The sequence below is a fragment of the Alkalicoccobacillus plakortidis genome (genome assembly GCF_023703085.1).
In the GTDB taxonomy this organism is placed as follows: Bacteria; Bacillota; Bacilli; order Bacillales; family Bacillaceae_D; genus Alkalicoccobacillus; species Alkalicoccobacillus plakortidis.
In genome coordinates this window covers 2,314,038-2,337,822 of the sequence record NZ_JAMQJY010000001.1, presented here as the reverse complement: position 1 = coordinate 2,337,822, position 23,785 = coordinate 2,314,038, and the positions used below count along the sequence as shown (strand labels likewise).

Here is a 23,785-nt window from a genome sequence, read left to right as displayed (position 1 = left end):
ATGGCCGAGCATCAACAATATATAGATGAAAAGCAGAAGCTAGATGAATTGCTAGAGCAGGGTTATTTAATTGATGATGTAAAGGATCATTTAAACGGGTCCGAAGTGCTGTTGAAACGAGCCGATTCTACTGAACCAACCACTCTGCAATTAGGCAATGCGAATGCAAGGAAATACGTGACGACGATGCTTGCCTTGCAGCTAGCAAATGAAAGGAGAGCCACATGAATCAACAGAAACTAGTCATTGATGGAGCACAATTGCGACAGACTCTAGAAGATTTTTCTGCATTTGGAGCGACAGAAAATCAAGGAGTAACAAGACTAGCTCTTTCAGAAGAGGATTTACAGGCTAGAGAGTATTTCCGTAGCCAATGTGAAGCATTAGATATGGTCGTTACAGTCGATGATTTAGGTATTATGTACAGTACGTTAGAAGGAGAAGATCCCGATAGACCAGCTATCTATATGGGTTCTCATCTTGATTCTGTCAAAAAAGGAGGACGCTTTGACGGTGTGCTAGGAGTCGTGGCGGGACTAGAAGTGGCGCGCAGTTTTGTCCGGAACAAGATCAAACCAGAGTGTTCGATTGTCCTCATTAATTTTACAAATGAAGAAGGAGCACGATTTGAGCCTTCCATGATGACTTCTGGAATAGTCTCTGGAAAATTTGATAAAGAGACAATGATGGGTGTTACAGATACAGAAGGAGTTACATTTGCAGATGCATTAAACAAAATCGGTTATGTGGGTTCTATAGAAAATCGCTTATTAAGTGGCAAAGCCTTTCTCGAACTTCACATTGAACAAGGACCGATCTTAGAAGCGGAGTCTCTACAAATTGGAGCAGTTGAATGTGTAGTAGGAATGGGTTGTTATGAAATAGAGATTACCGGTGAATCAAACCACGCAGGGACTACACCGCAGAACATGAGAAAGGATGCGCTCACGACTGCAAATTTGTGTATGAGTGAACTTCATCAACGATTAAGTAGTCTTAATGACACGCTTGTTTATACAATGGGGCGATTTAATGTCTACCCAAATATCCATACAGTCATTCCAAATAAAGTTGTTTTTTCTCTTGAAGCGCGGCATCAAAATGAAGAGATTTTACAAGAGGTTGAGGCTATTATAGATGAAATTGTGAAGCAACAAAAAAGTGGTTGCTCCCTCACAGTCAAAAAGCTTTGGTCCAGAGAGACTGTTTGGTTTGATTCGGATTTGGTTCAAACGATTGAGAAGTCAGCTCAGACATTAAATCTACCCTATAAACGTATGGTTAGTGGAGCGGGGCACGATGCTCAATTCATCGCAACCATGGTACCTACTGCTATGATTTTTGTTCCGAGTGCAGGAGGCAAAAGTCACGATGAAGATGAATATACAACGTGGAAAGAATGTGAGAATGGCGTTAATGTCTTATTGGAGACAGTGTTAGAGCTTTCTGAAGCTAAATGATGAAGGGAGAACGCCTCATGATGAATACACCAGCAAACAAAACGATAGAAGATAAAGATCAATCGTATTTGTGGCATGCCGTGCATCGTTACCATCCCGATGCATTACCTTTTATTGCTGACAAAGGAGATGGATCGTGGTTTACAGATACAAATGGTAATCGGTTTATGGATGGTGTATCTGGATTATGGTGCCTTAATCTCGGCCATGGACAAACGGAGATGATAGAAGCTGCAACAAAACAAATGAGTGAACTCGCATATTTTCCATTATCTTTTGGTCATAAGCCAGCCATTGCGCTGGCTGAAAAGCTTGATCAGCTTTTGGGCGGATACCGCACCTTTTTTGCGAATGGAGGGTCAGATGCAAATGAAACAGCCTTTAAAATTGCAAGACAACACCATAAACAGACAGGGCATCCAGAGAAGTATAAGATCATCTCGCGTTATCGCGCCTATCACGGGAACTCACTGGGGGCTCTTAGTGCCACTGCGCAGGCTAACCGCAAGATGAAATATGATCCTGTAGCCCCTGGGTTTTTACATGTACCTCCTCCATACGCCTATCGCTCAAGCTTTGGAGATTCACAGAGAGATGATGAACTAGCTGCAAATTATCTGGAGCAGACCATTCTCTGGGAGGGACCAGAATCGGTTGCAGCCTTTATCATGGAGCCAATTATTTCGGGAGGTGGCGTTTTATATCCTCAAACCTCCTTATATTACGATCGAGTGAGGGAGATCTGTGACAAGTATAATGTCTTGTTAATTTTGGATGAAGTGGTATCGGGCTTTGGTCGCACCGGCAAAATGTTTGGGTATATGCATGCGGAAAATTTCAAACCAGATATCATCACGTTAGCAAAAGGGTTAACGAGTGGGTATTTGCCGCTCGGAGCAACATGCGTGAAGCAAAGCATTTATGAATCGTTTAAAGAAGGATCTGATGACCATCACTTCCGGCACATTTCTACATATGGTGGTCATCCTGCCTCTTGTGCAGTGGCTTTAAAAGCAATTGAAATACTTGAGCGTGAAAAGATTGTTGATCGAGTAGAAGAGTTAGGTGAAACGGTTTTAGGTGAGCTGAAGCAACTTACAGAAAACGAGTGGGTAGGCGATGTCCGTGGGATCGGCTTTCTATATGGAATTGAATTAGTAATAGACAAAGAATCTAAGAAGCCCGCCTCTGATGCAACGATGAAGTCTATCGTAGCTGCATGTCAGGCAAAAGGACTAATCATCGGTAAAAACAGCGATACCATACCTGATGGAGGAAACGTGCTTATTATTGCTCCTCCTCTAACCTCAACAGAGCAGGATCTTCGCTTTTTGGTGAAAACCGTTGCGGAGGTTATCAACTCAATGACATGACAGTAGAAAAAAGTAAGGTGAACACGTCAGCTGTTCATCTTACTTTTTTTGTGGGCAGAAATTCAATCACTTTTGTAATATATTCTCTTAGTGTGTGAAGCAATGTCTCCTATTGTGTAAAACTTCAGAAACTAATTATTGCTAAGTAAAAGCCAGTATCGTAAACTAGATAAATGAGAATGAATATCAGAAGTGTGAAAAAGGAGCAAAACCATGTTACGAGCATTTATGTCTTATTACAAACCGTATAAACGTCTGTTTGCGTTTACGCTGTTTTGTGGAATATTAGCTGGAGCCTTAGAACTTGCATTTCCTCTTGCGGTTAATCATGTTATTGATAACCTGCTGCCTTCAGGGAATTGGCAATGGATTTTTTGGGGTGGATTAGGTCTTTTCTCCATGTATATCTTTAATGGTGGTTTTCATTATGTGGTAACGTATTGGGGACATAAGCTAGGTATTAATATTGAAACAGATATGAGACGAGATTTGTTTGCGCATATCCAAAATCAGTCTGTACAATATTTTGATAATACCAAAACGGGACATTTGATCTCTCGTCTTACAAATGACTTGATGGATATAGGTGAAGTTGCTCACCATGGTCCAGAGGAATTGGCTATTTCTATTATGACTCTCTTAGGTGCGTTTGGTATTATGCTTTCAATCAACTGGAAGCTTGCTGTATTAACCTTTGTGCTCGTTCCATTTTTAATTTTATTTACTTATTATTTCGGGAAGAAAATGTCGGTTGCCATGACGATGTTGTTTGGCAGTATTGCCGACTTTAACTCTCGCGTCGAGAACAATGTAACAGGTATTCGTGTAGTGAAAGCATTTGTAAATGAAAAGCATGAGATGGATAAATTCTCAGCTAACAATAATCATTTTCGCTTTTCAAAATTAGCGTCCTATAAAATCATGGCAAAACACACAGCATTCAGCCAAATTCTAATGAAGTTTCTACTTATTTTTGTTTTGTTATGCGGAACATGGTTTGTGATCGATGGCCAACTGACTTACGGTGAGTTTGTAGCGTTTGTTTTGCTTGCCAATGTTATGGTTGGTCCAATAAATAAATTAAACGCGGTTATGGAGATGTATCCTAAAGGAATTGCTGGTTTTAGACGATATCTTGATCTGTTAAACATGAAGCCGGAGCAAGAGGATCGACCTAATGCCATTCATGTAGATGAAGTAAAGGGAGAAATCTCGTATAAGGACGTTGTGTTTGGTTATGAAAATAAAAACAAGGTACTAAATGGTGTTAATTTCAACATAAAGGCGGGCGAAACCGTTGCACTTGTAGGACCTTCAGGAGCAGGTAAAACCACGATTTGTAGTCTATTGCCACGATTTTATGAGATTGAAAGTGGAGAGATTTCAATTGATTCAATGGATATCCATGATCTTTCAATGGCATCATTAAGAGAACAAATTGGAGTGGTTCAACAGGATGTCTTCTTGTTTGACGCATCCATCAGAGAAAACATTGCTTACGGAAAGCTTGATGCTACAGACGATGAGATTTGGAAGGCAGCAGAACGAGCTCAAATGACCTCCATTATCAAAGCACTTCCAGAAGGTTTAGATACCCTAATTGGAGAACGTGGTGTGAAGCTATCTGGAGGTCAAAAACAACGGCTTTCGATTGCTCGCATGTTCTTGAAAAATCCAGCTATTCTCATCCTGGACGAAGCGACATCTGCCCTTGATACAGAAACAGAAGCAGCGATTCAAAGTGCACTTGCTGAACTAGCGGTAGGCCGCACAACTATTATCATTGCTCACCGTTTAGCTACAATTAAAGAAGCAGACCGTATCTTTGTTGTAACGGAAAATGGGATAGAAGAAGAAGGTACACACCAAGAATTACTGCAGAAAAAAGGAGCATACAGCCGCCTTCATCATGCGCAATTTGATTTTGATTATGCGGGTGCTTAAGATATAAGAAAACGAGACATGCCGAAGAGGTGTGTCTCTTTTTTTATGGACAGAAGTAGAAAAAGGAGGAGTTAATGGGCCAGAACGGGAAGGTAACAGGCCAAGGAGAGGTCTAACAAGCCAAAGGGAGGAGGTAACAGGCCAAAGGGAGGAGGTAACGAGCCAAGGGGAGGTCTAACGAGCCAAAGGGAGAAGGTAACAGGCCAAAGGGAGGAGGTAACGAGCCAAGGGGAGGTCTAACGAGCCAAAGAGAGAAGGTAACAGGCCAAGGAGGGGTCTAACAAGCCAAAGGGAGGAGGTAACGAGCCAAGGGGAGGTCTAACGAGCCAAAGAGAGAAGGTAACAGGCCAAGGAGGGGTCTAACAAGCCAAAGGGAGGAGGTAATAGGCCAAGGAGGGGTCTAACGAGCCAAAGAGAGAAGGTAACAGGCCAAGGCGAGGTCTAACGAGCCAAAGGGAGAAGGTAATAGGCCAAGGAGGAGTCTAACAAGCCAAAGAGAGGAGGTAACGAGCCACACCCCCCTCTCACCATTACGTTAGTCGCAGACACACATCTTGATGAATACCATACTCCAACGATCTTTATCTGGAGGGAGTACTTTGCTTGAACTATATCTTATTTTTATCGCAGGCTTTATTGCGTATCGTGTGGGTTGGCTCGTACCTGTAAGTCGGTTAGTATTAACGAATTTGTTGCTGTATGTGACGTTGCCTTGTTTGATTATTTCTTCTTTGCACATCCCGTTTGACGTGAGTTTGGGGGAAGGTATCTTTGTCCTTATTCTGCTTTCTATTTATTTTCTTGGTAGTACGGCGGTTATTGCTAAATGGACAGCAAGTCGTTTAAATCTAGGTGTCCAAACGACTGGTGTGTTTCAGAATTTGCTGCTGTTTGGAAACCAGGGATTTATTGGCATAGCCGTTGTGTCGCAGTTAATTGGCACGTCGGGCTTGTTTTTAGCTGTTGTATTTAATCTTGTTTATTTTGTTCTCATTTGGACGTATGGAATTTGGGTGATGGGTAGAGAAATATCAACAATAAAACTGAGCTCTTTGTGGAAAAATCCTGGACTTATTGCAACAGCTGTTGGCCTATGTTTCTTTTTTATGCCGATCTCATTGCCGACGCCTGTATTTCAAGCGTTAAGCGATATTGGTGAGATGACAGTCCCATTGTCGATGCTTGTGATTGGTTGTTTTGTGGCTTCTATCTCGCTCAAGGAATTAGGTCAATATCTCTCTTCAAAAACGGTGTGGATCGTTATTTTCATGCGGTTACTTATTTTTCCAGTTTGTTTATTTCTACCCGTGCTTCTACTAGGTATTCCATTTGAGTGGCTGGCGGTAGCTGTCTTATTATCTGCGACACCGTGTGCGCCGACTATAAGTTTATTTGCAGAGAAATACGGGGGAGACACAAATCTTGCAACTGTCTCCGTATTAATCACTACATTAGCTGCATCAGGCACACTGCCGCTGTTATTTTGGCTCTTTGGTTGGCTGCATCCGCTGTTTTTTTAGTTTGATTTCCATCACCTTCTCGCGCTGTTCCTCTGGCCACCATGCCCCGCATTGCTCTGTAACCACGCAGGCGGCGCACGCGTTAAGGTCATATACCTTCATATTCTTAATCGGTGGGGAGTAGAGGTGCAGAGTTACCAATTCTTCGTCTTTTGCTTTCATATGATGAATGCCTGTTTTAGGGGCGAAAAACACTGAGCCCTGCTGCATTTTTTGAGAGAAATAGGCTTCAGGCAAATAACGATCTCTACTTTGATAAATGGTATTGATGGTTGTGCCCGATATCACTTGAATCCAGCCACATGATTGTCCGTGATCATGCGGAGCGCAAGCAATTTGTGACCAATTCATCAGAAGTAGTTCAACCTCAGTATTCTGAAAAAGTAGCTTACGATAATACGGCTTTTTGTGATCTGTGTGAAGAAACGGAGTGAGGTCGCTAAGCTTTGTATCTAACGTAACGAGTGCATTTCGCAAGTCCTCAGGGCTTGGGGATTCCAAATGCTCTAAATACAGTTCTATTCTCTTGAGGTAATCCATGAAAACCTCCTTATCGGTTTGATGACACCGGTCGATTAACTAAGACCACTCCTAAGATAATTATGAAGCCACCAAGTACACTTATGAGTAAAATCTGTTCGTTTAAAAGGAACACTGCTGCGATAAGTGTTGTTAGTGGCTCGAGATAAAGAAAGACCGAGACCTTTGAAGCCTCCATGACTTCAAGTGATTTTGCCCAAAACCAATAGGAGACACTTGAAACAAAGACACCAAGAAAAAGTAGGTGGATCCACTCGGACTCAGATAGAAGAGGAAGGGCTTCCCATCCATTATTTCGAATGATAAATGGCAGTGTGAACAGGAAACCAATCGTACACATATAAAAGGTAATGACTATAGAAGGCATAGGAATCTGCAACTTTTTCAGCAAAATAGAATACACAGCCCAATTAAAGGTACTGAGTAGCATGAGGAAATAACCAATATGAAGTCCAAACGAGAGAGAGCGGTCAGGTCCAAGCAGTTGTAATGAACAGGACACCGATTACTGCGAGCAACATCCCACTGACCTTGAAAATCGTTACTCGTTCATGAAGAAACAGGATGGAAAGAACCACTGTAAAAATGGGTGAAAATGAGATCATCCAGCCTGCATCTGTTGCATCAATGGTTAAGAGTGCGGAGGCTTGGATGAGTTGATGCACAAACACACCTAATACGCCAAGGATCAAAAGGTGTGGAAGATAGCTGAATTGAATACGCAGACTATGTTTTTGAGCGACTATTAATATAAATAAAAACACCGCGCCAATTCCAAACCGCATAACAAGTAATGTGAGGGGGTCGAGAGTACCTAGAACCGCTTTAGTTGATACAAAGGAAACACCCCAGAAGCTAATGGAGAGCAGTGCATACATAGAAGCAGTCGTTGATGGTTTTACAAAGGACATAGGTACGGATCCTTTCTCAGTAAGCTTTGTACAAGCATATGCTCGTCCAACTGAGATATGAGATAAAGGGAGAAAACTTGTTACAATTTGGGAAGTTATACATTCGCATTCAAGGGTATGAAAGGGGTATAGCCATTAGGAGGAATGACGATTGACCGTAGACTCTTTAATAATTGGGATCCTTTTTATCTTGATTCAACTATTCGCCTTTCAACTAATCTCATCTTCAAAGCTTCATACGCAAAAGTGGCTGTCTCTTTCGGGAGGCGTAGCAATCTCGTATGTTTTTGTGTATATCCTGCCCACCTTACATGAGGAACAGAGTAAACTTGGTGGAAGCTTAGCTCTAGATTCTGAGCTTTATTTTCTTGGTTTGATTGGGCTTTTAATTTATTTTGCCGTCTATAAATTGGCCGCATCGAGGGAGGGAGAAGGTCACCCTCATTTTTATTATATGCAAGTAGGATTTTTCGCTTTGTATACGTTTATGGTTACGTACATCGTTTTTTCATCAGATGTTCAAGCAGTTGAAGCTATTTTTTATGGAATGGCCGTAGGGTTGCATTTTATTGGGATCTCCTATAACCTTTGGCATGAAAACCAGAGATTATTTAAGAAGGTCGGACGCTATATATTAGCCGGATCTACACTCATAGGAGCTATAATAGGTGTGATAGGTCCATCATCAGGACTATTTGTTGATTCGCTTATTGCGTTCACCTCTGGAGCAATGATTCTAAATGTAATAAGCAAAGAAATTCCTAACGAGAGAAACGCACATCTACCAACCTTTTTAATATCAGCGCTAGTATACGCAACGGCAATTATTGCACTGAAATCAATTTATAATTGGTGAAAACAGATTTATACAAAGGAGTCGTTAAAATGAAAGCAGTTGGACTAAAAAGATACTTACCTATTGAACATGACGAGAGTTTTCTAGATGTAGAAATGGCAAGACCCGTACCAAAAGGATGCGACCTGCTTGTAAAAGTACATGCGATCTCTGTGAATCCAGTTGATACAAAACAACGTGCGCCGAAGGATGAGGTTGAAGAAGAGCCTCGAATTCTTGGTTGGGATGCTAGTGGTATTGTGGAGGAAGTTGGCGAAGGTTGTACGGAATTTAAAGTGGGTGATGAGGTTTATTATGCAGGCAGTATTACCAGGTCTGGCTCTTACAGCGAGTATCAGCTTGTGGATGAGCGAATTGTTGGTAAAAAACCAAGCTCTCTCAGTTTTGCCAAGGCAGCTGCCCTACCGTTAACCACGATTACAGCTTGGGAAGCATTATTTGAACGACTTGCTATTGATCCAGAAGCGAGCGAGATAAATAAGAAAAGCCATCTGTTAATCATTGGAGGAGCAGGTGGTGTCGGTTCCATAGCGATTCAACTTGCAAAATGGGCTGGACTAACAGTTACAGCTACTGCATCACGTGAGGAAACCTCCACCTGGGTGAAAAAGCTTGGAGCAGATAACGTAGTGAATCATCATGAATCTTTAAAAGAACAGCTGGATGCAGAGGTTGATTACATTCTATGCCTCAATAATACGGATCAGCATTGGCAGGCCATAGCAGAGATTATCAAGCCTCAAGGTAAAATCTGCTCAATTGTTGAAAATAAAGAACCACTAGATCTGAATGTACTTAAAAGTAAAAGCGCAACTTTTGTTTGGGAGTTTATGTTTACACGTGCGATGTATGAAACGGACGATATGAGTAAGCAGCATCAATTGTTAAACAAAGTCAGTAAGCTGATAGAAGAAGGGCATTTACAAACTACTTTAACTGAGACATTATCACCTATTGAAGCGCGCACAATCAAAGAAGCTCATAAAATGGTCGAGAGTGGGGGTATGATTGGTAAGGTTGTTGTAGAAGGTTTTTAAGTTATAAAAGAAGTGAGCCAACGATTGATATATCGCTTGGCTCACTTTGTTTTTACCAATCCCTTGGCTCATAATCCAATTCTTTAAAAAGCTGCGTCCGCTCTTTTTTTGTTAGATCGCGCCATTGCCCGACAGGTAGGTTTTTTAGATGAATATTCATGATGCGTGTGCGTTGAAGGCGATATACTTCATAGCCTAACTCTTCGCACATTCTACGGATTTGGCGGTTTAGACCTTGTGTCAAAATGATTTGGAACTCAAACTTGGAGAGCTGAGTTACCTCACATGGCAAGGTTTTGGTTCCGAGTATGTTCACACCTTCTGCCATTTGCTTAAGAAAATCGGGAGTGATTGGTTTATCGACTGAGACGATGTATTCTTTTTCATGGCGATTTTCCGCACGAAGAATTTCGTTTACAATGTCACCGTCATTTGTCAGTAGGATTAAGCCTTCTGAATCCTTGTCCAAACGACCGACGTGATTCACCTTAAGCGGATGGTTCACAAGATCAATAATATTACCTTTGACCTTTTTCTCGGATGTACTCGTAATTCCAACTGGTTTATTTAAGGCAATATAAACATTGTTTTTTACGATATTAATCGTTTCCCCGTTTACTACAACATGATCACCTGGATTTACTTGGTCACCGAGCTTTGCCACTTTACCGTTAATGCTTACTCGACCATCGTTAATGAGTTTATCAGCACCACGCCTAGAAGACTTGCCCGTTTCACTTATAAATTTGTTAATTCGCATCTCTCACACATCCTAGCATTGATTGTTCATATGATTTTAGTGACTTAACCATACAATAATCACCGTTCATTGTACAGGAACGGGAAAAAGCGGCTGAGAAAACGTAAGTCTCTCACCCGCTTTTGCTTATTCGCCGTTTTCCTCTGCACGATCCTTAATCATCTCAACAAATAAATCAATTTGATGGGAAACAGAAATCGGATTATAAGGATAAAAGGTATCAAAATCATTCACAAAGACACGATTGTTCTTTACAGCCTCTAAATCTTGCCAAATAGATGATTCTGTAAACTGATTGAGACTGTCACTTGTCCCGTCTGGGTTATAGTCTGTGATAAACATATAATCAGCGGCATACTCAGGAACAACTTCCATCGAAAGTTCTTTAACCTCATCGGTTTCGATAATGTCAGCTTTTATAGACGCGGGTGCCTCTAGTTCTAAGGCATTATAAAGTGCTTGTCCACCACGACCGCCATTTTCTCCAAACACCCAGAAGGATCCTTGGTCTGTGATCTCATAGATGCCAACTGTAGCACCCTCATCAATCACTCCATTAATTTCCTCACGAGCTTGAGCCGCTTTCTCTTCAAAGTCAGCTATAAAAGAATCAGCTTCTTCTTCGGCACCAGCTATTTCGCCAAACATCTCTACGGTATCTTGAATATTTGTTGTTGTGTTATAAGGAATAACAATCGTTGGTGCAATTTGTGAAAGCTCTTCATATTGATCATCACTCATGACCACAATCAAATCAGGCTTTGATTCCAAGACACTCTCTAGATTCACTGGATCACCAATGTCAGTAACATCCTCGAGCTGCTCTTCAAGTATTGGGTTTCCAAAGGTCCAAGATCCTGCACCAACAACGTTTGCTCCTACCGAGAAAAATTCTCCTGCGTAGATGTCTGTTACAATCCGTTCGGGTTTTTCCTGGAATCTCTACATCTCCGCTCTCAGATGCAAAGATCTTTGTTTCCGCTTCAGCTGTTTCATTGTTCCCATCTGATTTGTCTTCCGTATCTGAATTTGTATTGCATGCGCTAACAAATAGAACCATACATAAAGTGAGTAGCCCTAAAAACCATTTAGTCGATGTCATCTATCTTTTTCCTCCTAAAGTAAATAATAATGAAAATCATTATCATTAAAAATATACCAAAATTTTAGCGAACCGTCTACTCAAACTAGTAACCATTTAATAATGGTTGATATGGTATTATTTACATAAGTGTGAAAGCGAGTCATAAAGGGGGAGGCTTTTCTAAATGAAAAAGAAACATGTTGCATCTCTGAGCTTGTTACTAGCTCTTACTATACTCATCATCTCTTCGTCCTCAGATCAATCAACGGAAAATCCCCATCTCATCAATGATGTGAGCCGATTACAGTCAGTTTACGTTCAAGAGATAGTAGAAGGAAAAGAAGAACAAGCACTTATTGATGCTGTTTTAAGGGCTAAAAGACAAGACCTTAAGGTTTCTATTGCTGGAGCGAGACATAGCCAGGGTGGACATGCCTTCTATGAAGACTCTGTCTGGTTGAATATGAAGGGTTTTGATCAGGTTCTTTCTTTAGACGAAGAAGGCAAAACCATTACCGTTCAAAGCGGGATAACATGGGAAGCGATTCAAGAGTATATTAACCCTTATGCATTATCTGTTAAAGTGATGCAGTCCTCAAATATATTCACAATTGGGGGATCGTTAAGCTCGAATGTTCACGGCCGTGATCCTAGATTTGGTCCAATTATTGATACTGTAGAATCATTTAGGCTTTTAAATGGAGATGGAGTTGTTCAACATGTTAGTAGAGAAGAAAATGCAGAGCTTTTTGAGCTAGCTATTGGTGGATTTGGTTTGTTTGGGGTTATCTTAGATGTAACTCTTGAGTTGACGGATAATGATGTATATATGTCTAAAACAGAATCGATTACCTACGAGGAATATCCAGCCTATATAAACAACCACATCAAAAATCAGGAGGACATCGGCCTGCACTTTGCTCGTCTCTCTGCGACTCCAGGAAGTCTATTTGAAGAAATGTACACAACGACTTTTTATAAAATAGATGAGGAGGATCCAGTCTATCCGCAAGGTGCTGACGCCGATGAATTATGGCCATTACTGGAGGAGAAGAATATCAAACGTGATCAATTTTTCTTAGATCTTGCCCGATCATATGACTGGGGTAAAAATGCTGTTTGGTATTTACAGCAAAAATTATATTCAAATACAGACGAGGTGCAGATCATCACACGAAATAATGCCATGCGTCCACCTGTGAAGTTTTTGGACTATGAATCTACTAAGGATACAGATATCTTACAGGAGTACTTTATACCGGTTAATGAGTTTCCCACCTTTGTTGAGAAGTTAAATGATATTGTTGAAGATGAAGAGTTAAATCTATTAAACGCAACAGTACGATTTACACCGGAGCAGCATGAAGCTTATTTGAACTATGCCCGAGAAGACACGCTAGCCATTGTTCTCCTATTTAATCATCCCCTTTCGGATGAGGGAAAGGCTCATATGGAGCAGGCGACAATTCAAATGGTTGAGGCTGCGATTGAAGTAGACGGTACATATTATTTAACCTATCAAACGTTTCCTGAAAAGGGACAATTAGAGCAAGCCTACCCAACGATCAACACCTTCTTTGAGAGAAAAAGAGAGTTTGATCCAGAGGAACGGTTTATGAATTACTTTTACGAGACCTATCATTCAGGTAACTGATATTGGTTTAACCAACTAACACATGACAAAATTATCTATTATTTTCCGTCCCTTTACCTTATGATAGAATAGAAATTTATTTTAAGGGAATTGCAGGAGGAAAAAGAGTTGAACCAACAGAATATCGCTTCATCAAGAGAAACTATTTATTTTGTATTAGCCATTATTTTTAGTGTACTGGTGTATGTTATTGCGGCAATATCAATCATAGGTATTGGAATTGCCTTATTTATCTTCGCTTTTATGTTTTTTGTAAATATGACGATGCTAGGATCCATTCGAGGAAACGGAGTTCGCATTAGTGAGAATCAGTTTCCGGATGTGTATGAACGAGTAAAGGTCATGTCAGAGCAAATGGGACTACAAAAAGTACCCGATGTCTTTGTTATCCAATCAGAAGGTATCCTAAATGCTTTTGCAACAAGGTTCTGGGGGCGTAATATGGTTGTATTATACTCAGAAATTTTTGATTTAGGACGCGAACAAGGCAAAGATGAGCTTGATTTTATTATTGCTCATGAGCTGTCACACGTGAAACGTCGCCATGTGTGGAAAAATATCTTAATCGCACCAAGCTCAGTTTATCCCCTTTCTAGCACAAGCCTACAGCCGTTCATGTGAATATACATGTGATCGGGAAGCGGCATATATTATAAACAACGCACCTGCAGCCAAACGAGCACTCACGATTTTAAGTGTCGGAAAACAAGTATATCGAGAAGTAAATGAGGATGCATTTGTTGAACAAATTTCAGCTGAATCGCACGGAGTGGTATGGGTAAGTGAAATTCTATCGTCTCACCCAAATCTACCAAAACGAATTCAATCAGTCAGTGTATTTATGGGGGAAACATCAAGACCTATATATACAGAAAATGCTGGAAAAGTAGTTGTTGGAGTGCTCATTCTTGGTGCAGCAACAATTGGTGCTTACTTTGCTATTATTGGAAGTGTGGCAGGTGGTACTGTGTTATATGGGAGTATAATAACTGAGCTTGAAGAAGAGATAGGATTTGGTGAATATGATGATACTTTTTATGAGTATGAAACAACCGAATTAATGGATGCTGTTAATGCGGAGGATCTAGACGAGGTCAATCGTTTAATTGAATCGGGAGTAAATCTTAACGATCAAGATGGATATGGTGAAACAGCTTTACACTATGCTGTTTTTTATGGGAATACAGAAATCGTTGGAATTTTGCTAGAAGCAGGTGCAGATCCTAATCATGAGAACGAACGTGAAACCACACCATTAATTGCAGCTGTTTATTACGATTATTTAGATGGAGCGTTACTTCTATTAGATTATGGGGCAAATCCAGAACTAGAAGATTTAGATGGAGATAGTGCTATGAATTTATTAAACGTTGAAACCGAAGAAGAACTCCGAGAAGCATTAACTGAATAAATACAAGGCAGCGGGCATACTAGCTCGCTGCTTTTTTTTACCTAAAAGCCCTCACACGTAAAGGCTGATAACGGTGAGAGTCTAACGCCTGGATAGCCGTACCAAGCTGTAAAAAACTGTTCACGGACAACTCGACAGGCTCGTAACTCATAATCAGAAAGATAGTCCACATTTTGATCATGCTCGACCAATACATCAACCTCAAGAGTAGCTGCTACTTCACCAAAGTCATTTTTCCAATGTTTATAATCATAGATTTTTTTGACCGATATCAACTTGGATTGTTTTCGAAGCTGTTTAAATAAAGCTTTTGTTGATTCGAGTGTGGGGGTGCCTTCTCCATATTTAATAAAAACGGTCGTGCGGCACCTGACCTTACAGGCAAACATCGAATGGATCCTCCTTGCATTTGTTGAGTAGAAGCTGACGTGTGCACAAAAATAGAATGTGGGTTTTCAAGAATGAAAACTTCATGCTCAAAAATAGAATTCTGCCGGGAATTTGCTCCCTCAGTCATTTAATTGTTAGGTGTAATGATAGCATTTATTAAATGGTGAAGGAAACTCAAGGTTAATTACGAAAGCTTGTGTGTTGCAAAAGTAAAATAGTTTGAATACAAATTTTTAGGTTAAAAATTACTTTGACAGATAGAATAATCCGTTCTATGATTACTCTATCAGATATAGTTCTATCAGACAGAGTAATTTGAAAGAAGGTGTCGAATTATCCGTAGTGACATATTAAGAGGGCATGTTGACTCGATTATTCTTCGTTTGGTTTATGAAAAGGATCGATATGGCTATGAGATCTCCAAGGAAATTAGCCTACGAACTGAGGGGAAATTTGAAATAAAAGAAGCAACACTTTACGCCGTATTTCAGAGATTAGAGAAGAAAGAGCTCATTACATCGTATTTTGGAGAGCAATCGCAAGGAGGAAAGCGAAAGTACTATTCCATCACTACTTTAGGCAAAGCCTATTTAAAAGAAACAATGAATGAGTGGCACGAGATGAAGAACATTATGAACTTATTTATGGAGGGGCTTGATTCATGAAGAAGATACGAAACCATGTAGAGCGTTTGTTTCACGATCTGCCTGAGACAGAAGAAGTCATTCAAGTGAAAGAAGAAATTGTTCTGAACTTGCAGGAGAAAGCACAAGATCTGATGGTCCAAGGGAAAACAGAAGAAGATGCCATAAATAAAACAATTGTTGATTTTGGTGATATTGATGAGATTAAAGCCGAGTTACAGCAGCCATCAGAACAAATGAGTCCTGTGAAAAAGAAACATACGCGCTTAAACCTGTGGTTTTCTGTGTGGGGCAGTGTACTGTTTATTTCCCTGATGTGGTTTATGAATGTGGAGTATTCCCCTAATACGATTTGGTTTGTGTATCCAACATTTGCGATCCTTTGGTGGCCATTGTCGATGTATTACTACTGGCGTAGGCAAGGAGGAGGGAAATAATGCAGAGGGGGTATGTACCTTTTTCCATTATTGCTTCTCTTTTCACCATCCTATTCCTTTTTGTAGTGAATTGGCTTACTACACCTTCTGAGATTTGGGCGATCTACCCGGCCTTATTTTTGCTTTTTTGGCCACTCAATGCATTGTTCAAGTTTCAGGATGGACATAAGTGGTACTCATTGATTGCGTCAATCCTGCTTATTCTTGTTTTGTTAACGATTAATCTTATACAGACGCCTGACTATTTGTGGATTCTGTATGCGTGGCTTCCGCTTTTATATTGGCCGCTTATCATGTTTGCAGGCAAACGTGCTGCTTCACCAAACTTTGCTGTAATCGCAAGCATTGTATTTGTCGTTTATTATGTTGGGCTTAATCTTTATTTTGAACCAGGATTCCCATGGTTGATCTTCCCGGCCTTTGTCATTTTATGGTGGCCGTTATCTGTGACATTTGCAAAACGTCCTATGCTTTTTTCCATGTTTGGTACGTTGTTAGTAGCAATTTTCTTTTGGAATGTTAATACATTAACCACTCCAGACGTCATTTGGGCTGTCTATCCAATCTTCGCCGTATTATGGTGGCCGTTGTCCATTTATTTCTTTGTTTATAAACGAACAGCTTAATCAACGTTCTGTCATGGTAAATCGTGACAGGACTTTCTGTTTGTTCTTATGTTAAGCGCTTGCGGTTGTTCCTAATGATCTGCTAAGGTCAATTAGTAGAGTAGTATAAGAAAGAGGGGCAAAAGCATGGCAGACGTTCAAATAGTTGTAACGGAAACAGGAGTAGGAATCATCACGCTTACTAGAGAAAAGGCACTACACTCTCTTTCGTCTGGTATGGTTCAGGTAATATATGAAACCCTACAACAATGGAAGAATGACCGCTCTGTGCGTGTCATTATAATAGAAGGTTCAGGAGAGAAGGCCTTTTGTGCTGGCGGAGATATTAAGGAAATTTATCATAATGGCTCATCAAATGAAGGAATGGCAAAGTCTAAAGCATTCCTAAACACTGAGTATGATATGGATCGCCTCATTTCTGAGTATTCTAAACCAATCATTGCTTTAATGGATGGAATTGTTATGGGAGGAGGAGTGGGACTCTCCTATGGTGCCACATATCGAGTTGTAACTGAGGCAACTAAGTGGGCCATGCCAGAGACGGCGATTAGTTTTTTCCCGGATATTGGAGCGGGTTATTTTCTAAATCAGTCGCCAGGGCATATAGGTATGTATCTTGGACTAACTGGAAAAGTAATTAAAGCTGAAGATGCTATTTATATTGGAGCAGCTGACTTTTACGTACCAAGTTCATCTGTAAAAAGACTACGAGATGACGTGCTGAAAAGGGATTGGTCCAAAGAAAATAACGTCGAACAACAAGTGCTTGCATCTCTTGCTTTATATAGTGAGGCTCCTGCTCGAAGTGAGCTAGCTGAATCCTCGTTCTTTATAGAGAAACATTTTTCACATCAATCGTTAACGGAGATTCTAAAATCATTAAGAGGGGATCGATTCCAGCAGGCACAAGATCTCTACCAAACTCTGAGTGAGAGGTCACCTGTTTCATTGCTTGTAACCTTTGCGCATTTATTGCACAGTGAGACCTTTACATCATTTTCGGAAGCACTTGAATTTGATAAACAGGTTGCGGCACGATTTATGGAGTGTCCGGATTTTTATGAAGGAGTACGCTGTTTGTTAATTGATAAAGGTGCACATCCAACATTTGAGTTCCAAGATGTAGATGAAGTACCTACTGAATACGTCAGGTCATTTATCGAAAATTAGTTATAAAAGAGGGATCAGCGGTGTATGTGGACATTTTTAGTTGAGATTATCTTTCAGGTCATGCTGCCTATCTTTGTGTTATTGGTAGCGGGTGCATTGCTACATCGAAAATTCTCATTTCATTTATCATCCTTTTCAAAACTATTAACCTATTTTTTTCTTCCAGTTGTTGTGTTTGTTAATATTTCAAATAGTAACTTGGATGCGTCATTGTTGGTTGAAATCGGTGGCTTTTTAATGATTCAATTTGTGATCTTAGCCAGTTTGAGCTTGGGGCATGGTTAAGCTATTTAAGGTGGACCCGAAGCTTGCCCCAACCTTTCAAAATAGTATTGTCTTAATGAATTCTGGTAACTTTGGATTGCCTGTTAGTCAGCTTGTGTTTGCTGGCAATCCACTCGGTATTTCGGTTCAAGTGATTGTATTAATGTTTCAAAATTTAATAACGTATACATACGGTGTGATCATTTCCGCTTCAACGAGATCTACAGGATTTTGGCGTAATCTCTCTGAGCTTTTTAAAACACCAATTATTTATGCGCTTGTGCTAGGACTCCTTTTTTATCAAATGCCGTGGGAGCTGCCAACATTTATTCAAACACCGATGCAGCAGGTTTCTAATGGCTTTATTGCTTTAGCTCTTGTCGTGTTAGGGGCACAAATCGCGTATCCTACGTTAAAACAGTTTTCCTTTTTATTTTTTGTCTCGATTTTTGCACGCTTGATCGCAGCACCCTTGATTGGTTTGGGTATCATATGGGTGATGGGACTAGATGGTACCGTTGCCCAAGGACTTCTAATCGCAAGTTCATTTCCAATGTCGAGAAATAGCGCGTTGTTTGCTTTAGAGTATGACAACTATCCTGACTATGCCGCCCAAGCAGTGTTGGTCTCTACAATTGCCAGCTGCTTCACAGTGACATTTTTTATCTATCTTAGTCAAATGCTGTTCTAGGTACCTAACAAAAATGTAAGGTTCGTGTAATAGAATTGAATAGGACCTATTCCTTTTTACTAGTAGAATTCTAGGTAGAGGTGAGGTGCGAAATGATGAAAAAAGTAGGAATCACAGTCATTTGTTTAATCGTAGCAGCCGTAGCTGGTTATATGATATTTAATAGCCTTCAAGAAGATGACTACTACGTGAAAATTGTAGATGAAGGAGTTGCTATTGAGGAGGGGCCAGAACAGGCTAATCACCGTAACTATGAAACACTTGGCATTACAGAGAATGGGGAAAGTGGAACGATTGAATTTATGGGCATGAAAAAACTCCGTATCGGTGCTTATCTAAAGGTGAAAATGAGAGATGATCATGCAGTAACCTACGAAGAAGTGAGTGAGTCAGATGTTCCAGCTGATATAAAAACGGAATTAGATAATCAATGATAACGTGCGTGATGATAAAGCAGTGAGCCTGAAAGGGTTCATTGCTTTTTTTGATAGTACGGTGAGGAGGGAGTGGAGGGGTTGCAGGAGAAATGGAGCGATATAATCACTTGTCCATTCAGTAACTCTTTAATTTTACTGATAAATGGGACTGTCTCTTACATTATGGTTTCGCGCAATTCATTCTTGCTAAACCTCAAAATCAACAATGTATAGAGTCAAGACAGCCCCACTCATTCACTTTTATCCAAATAAAATCGTGATCAAATTTAAGCCAAATAGTTGATCAATAAACACAATACAAATGGCAATCGGAGCAACGTATTTTACTAATGAATACCACAGGGCAAACAGTCGTTTTCCTGTATTGGAACCTGAAGAAAATTCATTCCATAACGTTTCTTTGCTTATCTTTCTTGGTATAAAAAGACAGATTAATAAAGCGCCAAGCGGCATTAAGATATTACTTGTTAAATAATCAATCGTGTCAAAAAACGATCTTCCGCCAAACTCTAAGTCAGCTAATAAACCGTAGGAAAGAGTAGACGGAACGCCAACAATAAAAATAAGAAGAGCGAAGAACCAACTTGCGCGTTTTCGTTTATCTTGATCTCCACGGACAAAAGCAGCCACGATAATTTCTAGTAAAGAGAACGCAGTACTTAGTGCAGCAAACATAAATAAGACGAAAAAAGCAATAAGCAACAACTGTCCAAAGGCCATCTGTTCAAAGATAGCTGGCAAAACAGCAAAAATTAATTCAGGACCTTCATCTGGTTGGAACCCAAATGTAAAGACTCCTGGGAAGATAACCAGACCAGCAAGTAGAGCTACAAAGATATTCATTAAGGCTAAGGTCATAGCCGATGCAGGCAGGTTTTGTTGTTTTGAGGCATAGGAACTGAAGGTAACCATAACGGAGACACCAACAGATAATGCAAAAAAAGCTTGCCCTAACGCAAATAGAATCGTTTCGCCATCTACTGCTGAGAAATTTGGGGCAAGTAGATATTGAATACCTTGAGCCGCTCCATCAAGGGTAAGTGAATAGATGGCAAGAATGAGCAATAACACAAGCAAAGCAGGAATCATCCATTTGCTCACTCGTTCTATTCCTTTTTGCACACCTTTTGCGACAACTAACGCGGTTAGCATAAGAAACAAAAGCTGTGCCCCAAGCGAAAGCGCAGGACTTGCAATAAGATTACCAAAATAATTCTGGGATTCCCCTAGTGATAACTCTGAAAGCTGTCCAGAAAGGGCTGAGCCCAAATACAAGAGGGACCAACCACCTATTACACTATAAAAGGAGAGAATGAGAAAACAGCAGATCACCCCTAGCCAACCTGTCATTTGAAAGGCGGAACGGGGAGCTAATGTTTTGTAAGTAAGGATGGCATCTTTACCAGTGTGCCGTCCTAGAATATATTCACCAATAAGAAGTGGGACGCCTAAGAAAAGCGTTAATAATAGAAAAACAATAAAAAATGCACCGCCTCCGCTTTGACCAACGATGTACGGAAATTTCCAAATTGCACCGAGTCCAATTGCACTACCCGCGGTTGCATAGATAAATCCAAGCTTTGATGACCATTGTTCAGTTGCATTTGACATGATGTATACGTCCTCTTTTCCTCTTCAAAACATTATTCCATGGTAGCAGAGGAAATCATGATAAACAAGTTAATACTTGGATATCGAAGAGGTGTATCAGTGGTATGTCAGTAAAGAGCTTTCAATAGGTTAGTTAACTGTTCAACTGATGATAACTCGTTAACTGCTTTTTTAATGTTTTCAAACTGAGTTTCATCACATGAGTCTCTCAGTTTTTGTTCAAGCTGACTGAGCTTAAGTGGTTTTTGTGGAGATCCAGTTGGTGCGTCAACTCTAGCCTCGAGAACTTCACCATCTTCCTGAAAGAGACGGACAATCGTGAATCTTCCTTTTGGAGCAGATCGACGGGAAGCAGTAATATCTGGATCGTGCCTTCGATTTATTTTATCCATTAACGCACGTATGTCTGCCCCAATTGTTCCTTGATTAAAATCATCTAATGATACTGATTTTTTAATTAGGATAAGAGCTACGACATACTCCACACTAAAACGTCCTTCATCAGTGTTTTTTGGACACTTATTTACCAAAGCGGCATCACCACCTGGAGGGAAAATGACTTCAATTCGCTGAATGTTTTCTACTTGAACATTAGATTGTGTAAGTAATTCAAATGTTGCATCGGCAGCATGGAAAGCAGCTGAGCAGAATGGGTAGACTTTAAACCAAAGTCCAGGAGAGGTGATCCTCCAGCTATGACCCCAGTCTGAGGTTAATAAATCTGCCTGATGCTCATCAGCTCCATATAAATTAAGAAACCCGTTTTCCCCATCTAGCGACTCCCTTGAACTAGATAAGCCAAATTCAATGAAACGAACCGATGAGTAGGCTTGCTCGGCTGCTAATCCTGCGTGTAGAGGTTTTGTCTCTGTTCCAAACTGATTGCGCATGCCCGAGGCCTGTGTTGCAGCGAGCCCAATAACTCGCTCCGTTTGTTTTACAGTGAATTCTTTTAAATACGCACAGGCACATGCAGCAGCAATTCCGCCTAGTGTAGCAGTATTGTGCCAAGCCTTTTGTATAATGTTCATTCCCGATAGCGAGCCCCATTCGCGCCATAACTTCTACACCGATTGTATAAGCCTCTAAAAATCGTTTGCCTGAAAATTCACCAGAAGCGCCGGCTGAAAGTAGCGCTTGGATGATGACTGTACTAGGATGACCACGAACCTCTGTATGCACATCATCAAGATCTAGTGCATGACCAAGATATCCGTTAAATAATGCTGCCTGCTTTGCCGAAGCTGAAGTGTGCTGGCCAATTAATGGAACTTGCTTATGGCCACCTTCTTCTTTAAACCATTCTTTGAGATGTTTTCCTGTGCCTGAATCTTTAGCTGTTAAACTAGAGGCGAAATAATCAATTAATCCTTTTTGAGCAGACTTAAGTGCTTCACTATCTGGTTTTGAATGAACAACTAACTCAGCTAGAGTAGAAGTTATATTTGTCATCACCATTCACTCCTATAAAGAAAAAGACCGGTATTGCTTCTACCGGTCTCTTACAAAAATTAAATCGTTACGGGTTCATCTGATTGGTTAATTTGTTTAATAAAACGTTTTGTTCGTTCATGCTTAGGGTGGTCAAATAAATCACGTGCACGGCCTTGCTCAATAATATGTCCGTCTGCCATAAAAATAACACGGTCGGCAACTTCGCGGGCGAAGGCTAGTTCATGTGTAACAATCATCATTGTTGTGTCTTTTTTTGCAATCGACCTGATAACCTGAAGAACCTCTGAAACAAGCTCTGGATCGAGTGCTGAGGTTGGCTCATCAAGCAGCAAGGCTGTAGGATTCACGGCTAATGCTCTGGCAATGCCTACACGTTGTTGCTGTCCACCAGAAAGTGTAACTGGATAAGCGGAAGCTTTTTCAGTTAAACCAACTTGTTCAAGTAGACCAAACGCGATTTGATGCGCCTCAGTTTTGCTCATTTTCTTAGTAATTCGTAAGGAGGCAGCAATGTTCTCTAAAACGGTTTTATTCTTAAATAAGTTATAGTTTTGAAAAACCATTGCTGATTGTTTACGTAATTCATATGTTTCTTTTTTTGTATAGCTTGTGGCATTAATTTTTATATCACCGACTTGTATCATACCTTCTTCGGGTTCTTCGAGAAGGTTTAGACAACGAAGTAGTGTAGACTTCCCAGATCCAGAAGGACCAATAACAGCCACAACCTCACCATTGCCAACGGTTAAGTCAATTCCATCTAGTACAATTTGATCACCAAATCGCTTTTTTAAGTTCTTAATGTCAATCAATGAGTTCCCTCCTAACGCACATATGGTTTGTTGATAATGCGTTCAAACCAACTCTGAACAGCACTGTATCCAATTACCAGAACCCAGTAAATAAGAGCAACCGCCATATAGGCTTCAAAGAAACGTAATGTTGAAGCGGCAGCCATTTTTCCTGAAGCAAGCATTTCCGTAACACCAATGGTGAATGCAAGAGCTGTTTCTTTAAGCAGACCAATAAATGTGTTCCCGGTAGCAGGAATAGCATTTCTAATCGCTTGTGGAATAATAATGTGGATATAGGCTTGGGTTTTTGTCATACCGACAGTCATACAAGCTTCTATCTGGCCTTCATCTACTGAGTAAAGAGCAGCACGGAAAATTTCAGCAAGATACGATGAGTTCTTCAAACTGAGTCCAATAATGGCAGCGGATAGTGCGTCTAACGAACTAAACACCGGAAATAGCTGTGGTAGTCCAAAATAGATTAAAAACAATTGGACAATGGTAGGCACTGCTCTAAAAAATGAGATGTAAATGGAAGCCAGCTGATAAAGTACTGGAATCTTCCCTTTTGTTATAAGGGCGAGAACGCCACCCATAATGACCGCAAGAATCATTGAAACCACAGCCATAAGTAGGGTGAGCGGAAGAGCCTTTAATAGAACAGGGAAGACACTAATCATATAATCAAAATCAAAATTCATAACACTCACCCCAAA

26 protein-coding genes and 2 pseudogenes are annotated in these 23,785 nt (G+C 40.4%); 17 read left to right on the top strand and 11 right to left on the bottom strand.

The window, feature by feature from the left end; genetic code table 11:
• The 5 genes from NDM98_RS12350 (at window position 1) to NDM98_RS12330 (ending at window position 6,297) form a co-directional block, all read left to right on the top strand.
• The gene (locus NDM98_RS12350; RefSeq protein WP_251608016.1) at window positions 1-228 is read left to right on the top strand and encodes a hypothetical protein; all 228 of its coding nucleotides are present in this window, start codon (window positions 1-3) and stop codon (window positions 226-228) included.
• Complete coding sequence (locus NDM98_RS12345) at window positions 225-1,460, top strand: Zn-dependent hydrolase (protein ID WP_251608014.1); 1,236 nt, start codon at window positions 225-227, stop codon at window positions 1,458-1,460. Before NDM98_RS12350 ends, NDM98_RS12345 begins: the two co-directional genes overlap by 4 nt.
• A 20-nt stretch (window positions 1,461-1,480) precedes the next feature.
• On the top strand, window positions 1,481-2,833 hold the full coding sequence (locus tag NDM98_RS12340) for an aminotransferase (RefSeq protein WP_251609133.1): 1,353 nt from the start codon (window positions 1,481-1,483) through the stop codon (window positions 2,831-2,833).
• Between the two features lie 213 nt (window positions 2,834-3,046).
• Complete coding sequence (locus tag NDM98_RS12335; protein WP_251608011.1) at window positions 3,047-4,777, top strand: ABC transporter ATP-binding protein; 1,731 nt, start codon at window positions 3,047-3,049, stop codon at window positions 4,775-4,777.
• Between the two features lie 599 nt (window positions 4,778-5,376).
• Window positions 5,377-6,297 carry an AEC family transporter gene (locus NDM98_RS12330; RefSeq protein WP_251608008.1) on the top strand — a complete coding sequence of 307 codons (921 nt, stop codon included), beginning with the start codon at window positions 5,377-5,379 and terminating at the stop codon, window positions 6,295-6,297.
• Here NDM98_RS12330 and NDM98_RS12325 read toward each other — a convergent pair.
• The 3 genes from NDM98_RS12325 to NDM98_RS24070 are packed head-to-tail and all read right to left on the bottom strand — an operon-like array spanning window position 6,256 to window position 7,748.
• On the bottom strand, window positions 6,256-6,837 hold the full coding sequence (locus tag NDM98_RS12325) for a cysteine dioxygenase (RefSeq protein ID WP_251608005.1): 582 nt from the start codon (window positions 6,835-6,837) through the stop codon (window positions 6,256-6,258). The two genes, NDM98_RS12330 and NDM98_RS12325, sit on opposite strands and share 42 nt — an antisense overlap.
• A 10-nt stretch (window positions 6,838-6,847) precedes the next feature.
• Window positions 6,848-7,339: a DMT family transporter gene (locus NDM98_RS24075; protein ID WP_308807719.1), complete on the bottom strand. Its 492-nt coding sequence runs from the start codon at window positions 7,337-7,339 to the stop codon at window positions 6,848-6,850.
• Window positions 7,308-7,748, bottom strand: a complete 441-nt coding sequence (locus tag NDM98_RS24070) for a DMT family transporter (protein ID WP_307728800.1) — start codon at window positions 7,746-7,748, stop codon at window positions 7,308-7,310. Before NDM98_RS24070 ends, NDM98_RS24075 begins: the two co-directional genes overlap by 32 nt.
• 151 nt (window positions 7,749-7,899) lie before the next feature.
• Between NDM98_RS24070 and NDM98_RS12315 the strand changes: the two genes are divergently transcribed.
• Both NDM98_RS12315 and NDM98_RS12310 read left to right on the top strand, forming a co-directional pair.
• Complete coding sequence (locus NDM98_RS12315) at window positions 7,900-8,604, top strand: hypothetical protein (RefSeq protein ID WP_251608002.1); 705 nt, start codon at window positions 7,900-7,902, stop codon at window positions 8,602-8,604.
• A gap of 29 nt (window positions 8,605-8,633) precedes the next feature.
• The gene (locus NDM98_RS12310) at window positions 8,634-9,641 is read left to right on the top strand and encodes a zinc-binding alcohol dehydrogenase family protein (protein WP_251607999.1); all 1,008 of its coding nucleotides are present in this window, start codon (window positions 8,634-8,636) and stop codon (window positions 9,639-9,641) included.
• A gap of 52 nt (window positions 9,642-9,693) precedes the next feature.
• On the opposite strand, the gene rluF is transcribed toward NDM98_RS12310, so the two are convergent.
• Together rluF and NDM98_RS12300 are read right to left on the bottom strand one after the other, a co-directional pair.
• Window positions 9,694-10,401: a 23S rRNA pseudouridine(2604) synthase RluF gene (rluF, locus tag NDM98_RS12305; protein ID WP_251607996.1), complete on the bottom strand. Its 708-nt coding sequence runs from the start codon at window positions 10,399-10,401 to the stop codon at window positions 9,694-9,696.
• Window positions 10,402-10,527: 126 nt separating this feature from the next.
• Window positions 10,528-11,503, bottom strand: a pseudogene (locus tag NDM98_RS12300) (iron-hydroxamate ABC transporter substrate-binding protein).
• Between the two features lie 166 nt (window positions 11,504-11,669).
• Here NDM98_RS12300 and NDM98_RS12295 point away from each other — a divergent pair.
• The 3 genes from NDM98_RS12295 to NDM98_RS24065 all read left to right on the top strand — a co-directional run bounded on the left by NDM98_RS12295 (window position 11,670) and on the right by NDM98_RS24065 (window position 14,550).
• A complete protein-coding gene (locus NDM98_RS12295) occupies window positions 11,670-13,139 on the top strand; it encodes an FAD-binding oxidoreductase (RefSeq protein WP_251607994.1) in 1,470 nt (489 codons plus the stop codon).
• Between the two features lie 108 nt (window positions 13,140-13,247).
• A complete protein-coding gene (locus NDM98_RS12290; RefSeq protein WP_251607992.1) occupies window positions 13,248-13,760 on the top strand; it encodes a M48 family metallopeptidase in 513 nt (170 codons plus the stop codon).
• Window positions 13,723-14,550 (top strand): ankyrin repeat domain-containing protein, encoded by an 828-nt coding sequence (locus NDM98_RS24065; RefSeq protein WP_251609131.1) that lies wholly within the window; start codon window positions 13,723-13,725, stop codon window positions 14,548-14,550. The genes NDM98_RS12290 and NDM98_RS24065 overlap by 38 nt, the downstream gene beginning before the upstream one ends.
• A 41-nt stretch (window positions 14,551-14,591) precedes the next feature.
• On the opposite strand, the gene NDM98_RS12280 is transcribed toward NDM98_RS24065, so the two are convergent.
• Complete coding sequence (locus NDM98_RS12280) at window positions 14,592-14,939, bottom strand: hypothetical protein (RefSeq protein WP_251607990.1); 348 nt, start codon at window positions 14,937-14,939, stop codon at window positions 14,592-14,594.
• A 333-nt stretch (window positions 14,940-15,272) separates the two neighbouring features.
• On the opposite strand from NDM98_RS12280, the gene NDM98_RS12275 reads away from it, so the two are divergent.
• From NDM98_RS12275 to NDM98_RS12245, 7 genes are all read left to right on the top strand, one after another.
• A complete protein-coding gene (locus tag NDM98_RS12275; RefSeq protein WP_251609129.1) occupies window positions 15,273-15,605 on the top strand; it encodes a PadR family transcriptional regulator in 333 nt (110 codons plus the stop codon).
• Window positions 15,602-16,021, top strand: coding sequence for a permease prefix domain 1-containing protein (locus tag NDM98_RS12270; protein WP_251607988.1), 420 nt, complete (start codon window positions 15,602-15,604; stop codon window positions 16,019-16,021). Before NDM98_RS12275 ends, NDM98_RS12270 begins: the two co-directional genes overlap by 4 nt.
• Window positions 16,021-16,647 (top strand): hypothetical protein, encoded by a 627-nt coding sequence (locus tag NDM98_RS12265; RefSeq protein WP_251607986.1) that lies wholly within the window; start codon window positions 16,021-16,023, stop codon window positions 16,645-16,647. The genes NDM98_RS12270 and NDM98_RS12265 overlap by 1 nt, the downstream gene beginning before the upstream one ends.
• A 126-nt stretch (window positions 16,648-16,773) precedes the next feature.
• Window positions 16,774-17,817, top strand: a complete 1,044-nt coding sequence (locus tag NDM98_RS12260) for an enoyl-CoA hydratase/isomerase family protein (RefSeq protein WP_251607984.1) — start codon at window positions 16,774-16,776, stop codon at window positions 17,815-17,817.
• Window positions 17,818-17,841: 24 nt separating this feature from the next.
• On the top strand, window positions 17,842-18,102 hold the full coding sequence (locus NDM98_RS12255; RefSeq protein ID WP_251607982.1) for a hypothetical protein: 261 nt from the start codon (window positions 17,842-17,844) through the stop codon (window positions 18,100-18,102).
• The gene (locus tag NDM98_RS12250; RefSeq protein ID WP_251607979.1) at window positions 18,095-18,772 is read left to right on the top strand and encodes an AEC family transporter; all 678 of its coding nucleotides are present in this window, start codon (window positions 18,095-18,097) and stop codon (window positions 18,770-18,772) included. Before NDM98_RS12255 ends, NDM98_RS12250 begins: the two co-directional genes overlap by 8 nt.
• Before the next feature lie 92 nt (window positions 18,773-18,864).
• A complete protein-coding gene (locus tag NDM98_RS12245) occupies window positions 18,865-19,206 on the top strand; it encodes a YxeA family protein (RefSeq protein WP_251607976.1) in 342 nt (113 codons plus the stop codon).
• A gap of 243 nt (window positions 19,207-19,449) precedes the next feature.
• On the opposite strand, the gene NDM98_RS12240 is transcribed toward NDM98_RS12245, so the two are convergent.
• The 5 genes and pseudogenes from NDM98_RS12240 to NDM98_RS12220 form a co-directional block, all read right to left on the bottom strand.
• Entirely contained in the window at window positions 19,450-20,820 is a 1,371-nt protein-coding gene (locus NDM98_RS12240; protein ID WP_251607974.1) for a sodium-dependent transporter, read from the bottom strand.
• A 107-nt stretch (window positions 20,821-20,927) separates the two neighbouring features.
• Window positions 20,928-21,851 carry an MmgE/PrpD family protein gene (locus NDM98_RS12235; RefSeq protein WP_251607971.1) on the bottom strand — a complete coding sequence of 308 codons (924 nt, stop codon included), beginning with the start codon at window positions 21,849-21,851 and terminating at the stop codon, window positions 20,928-20,930.
• Between the two features lies 1 nt (window position 21,852).
• Window positions 21,853-22,272 (bottom strand): annotated as a pseudogene (locus NDM98_RS12230) (MmgE/PrpD family protein); the annotation flags it as partial.
• A 59-nt stretch (window positions 22,273-22,331) separates the two neighbouring features.
• Entirely contained in the window at window positions 22,332-23,087 is a 756-nt protein-coding gene (locus NDM98_RS12225; RefSeq protein ID WP_251607969.1) for an amino acid ABC transporter ATP-binding protein, read from the bottom strand.
• Between the two features lie 11 nt (window positions 23,088-23,098).
• Complete coding sequence (locus NDM98_RS12220; RefSeq protein ID WP_251607967.1) at window positions 23,099-23,770, bottom strand: amino acid ABC transporter permease; 672 nt, start codon at window positions 23,768-23,770, stop codon at window positions 23,099-23,101.
• Window positions 23,771-23,785 lie beyond the last annotated feature (15 nt).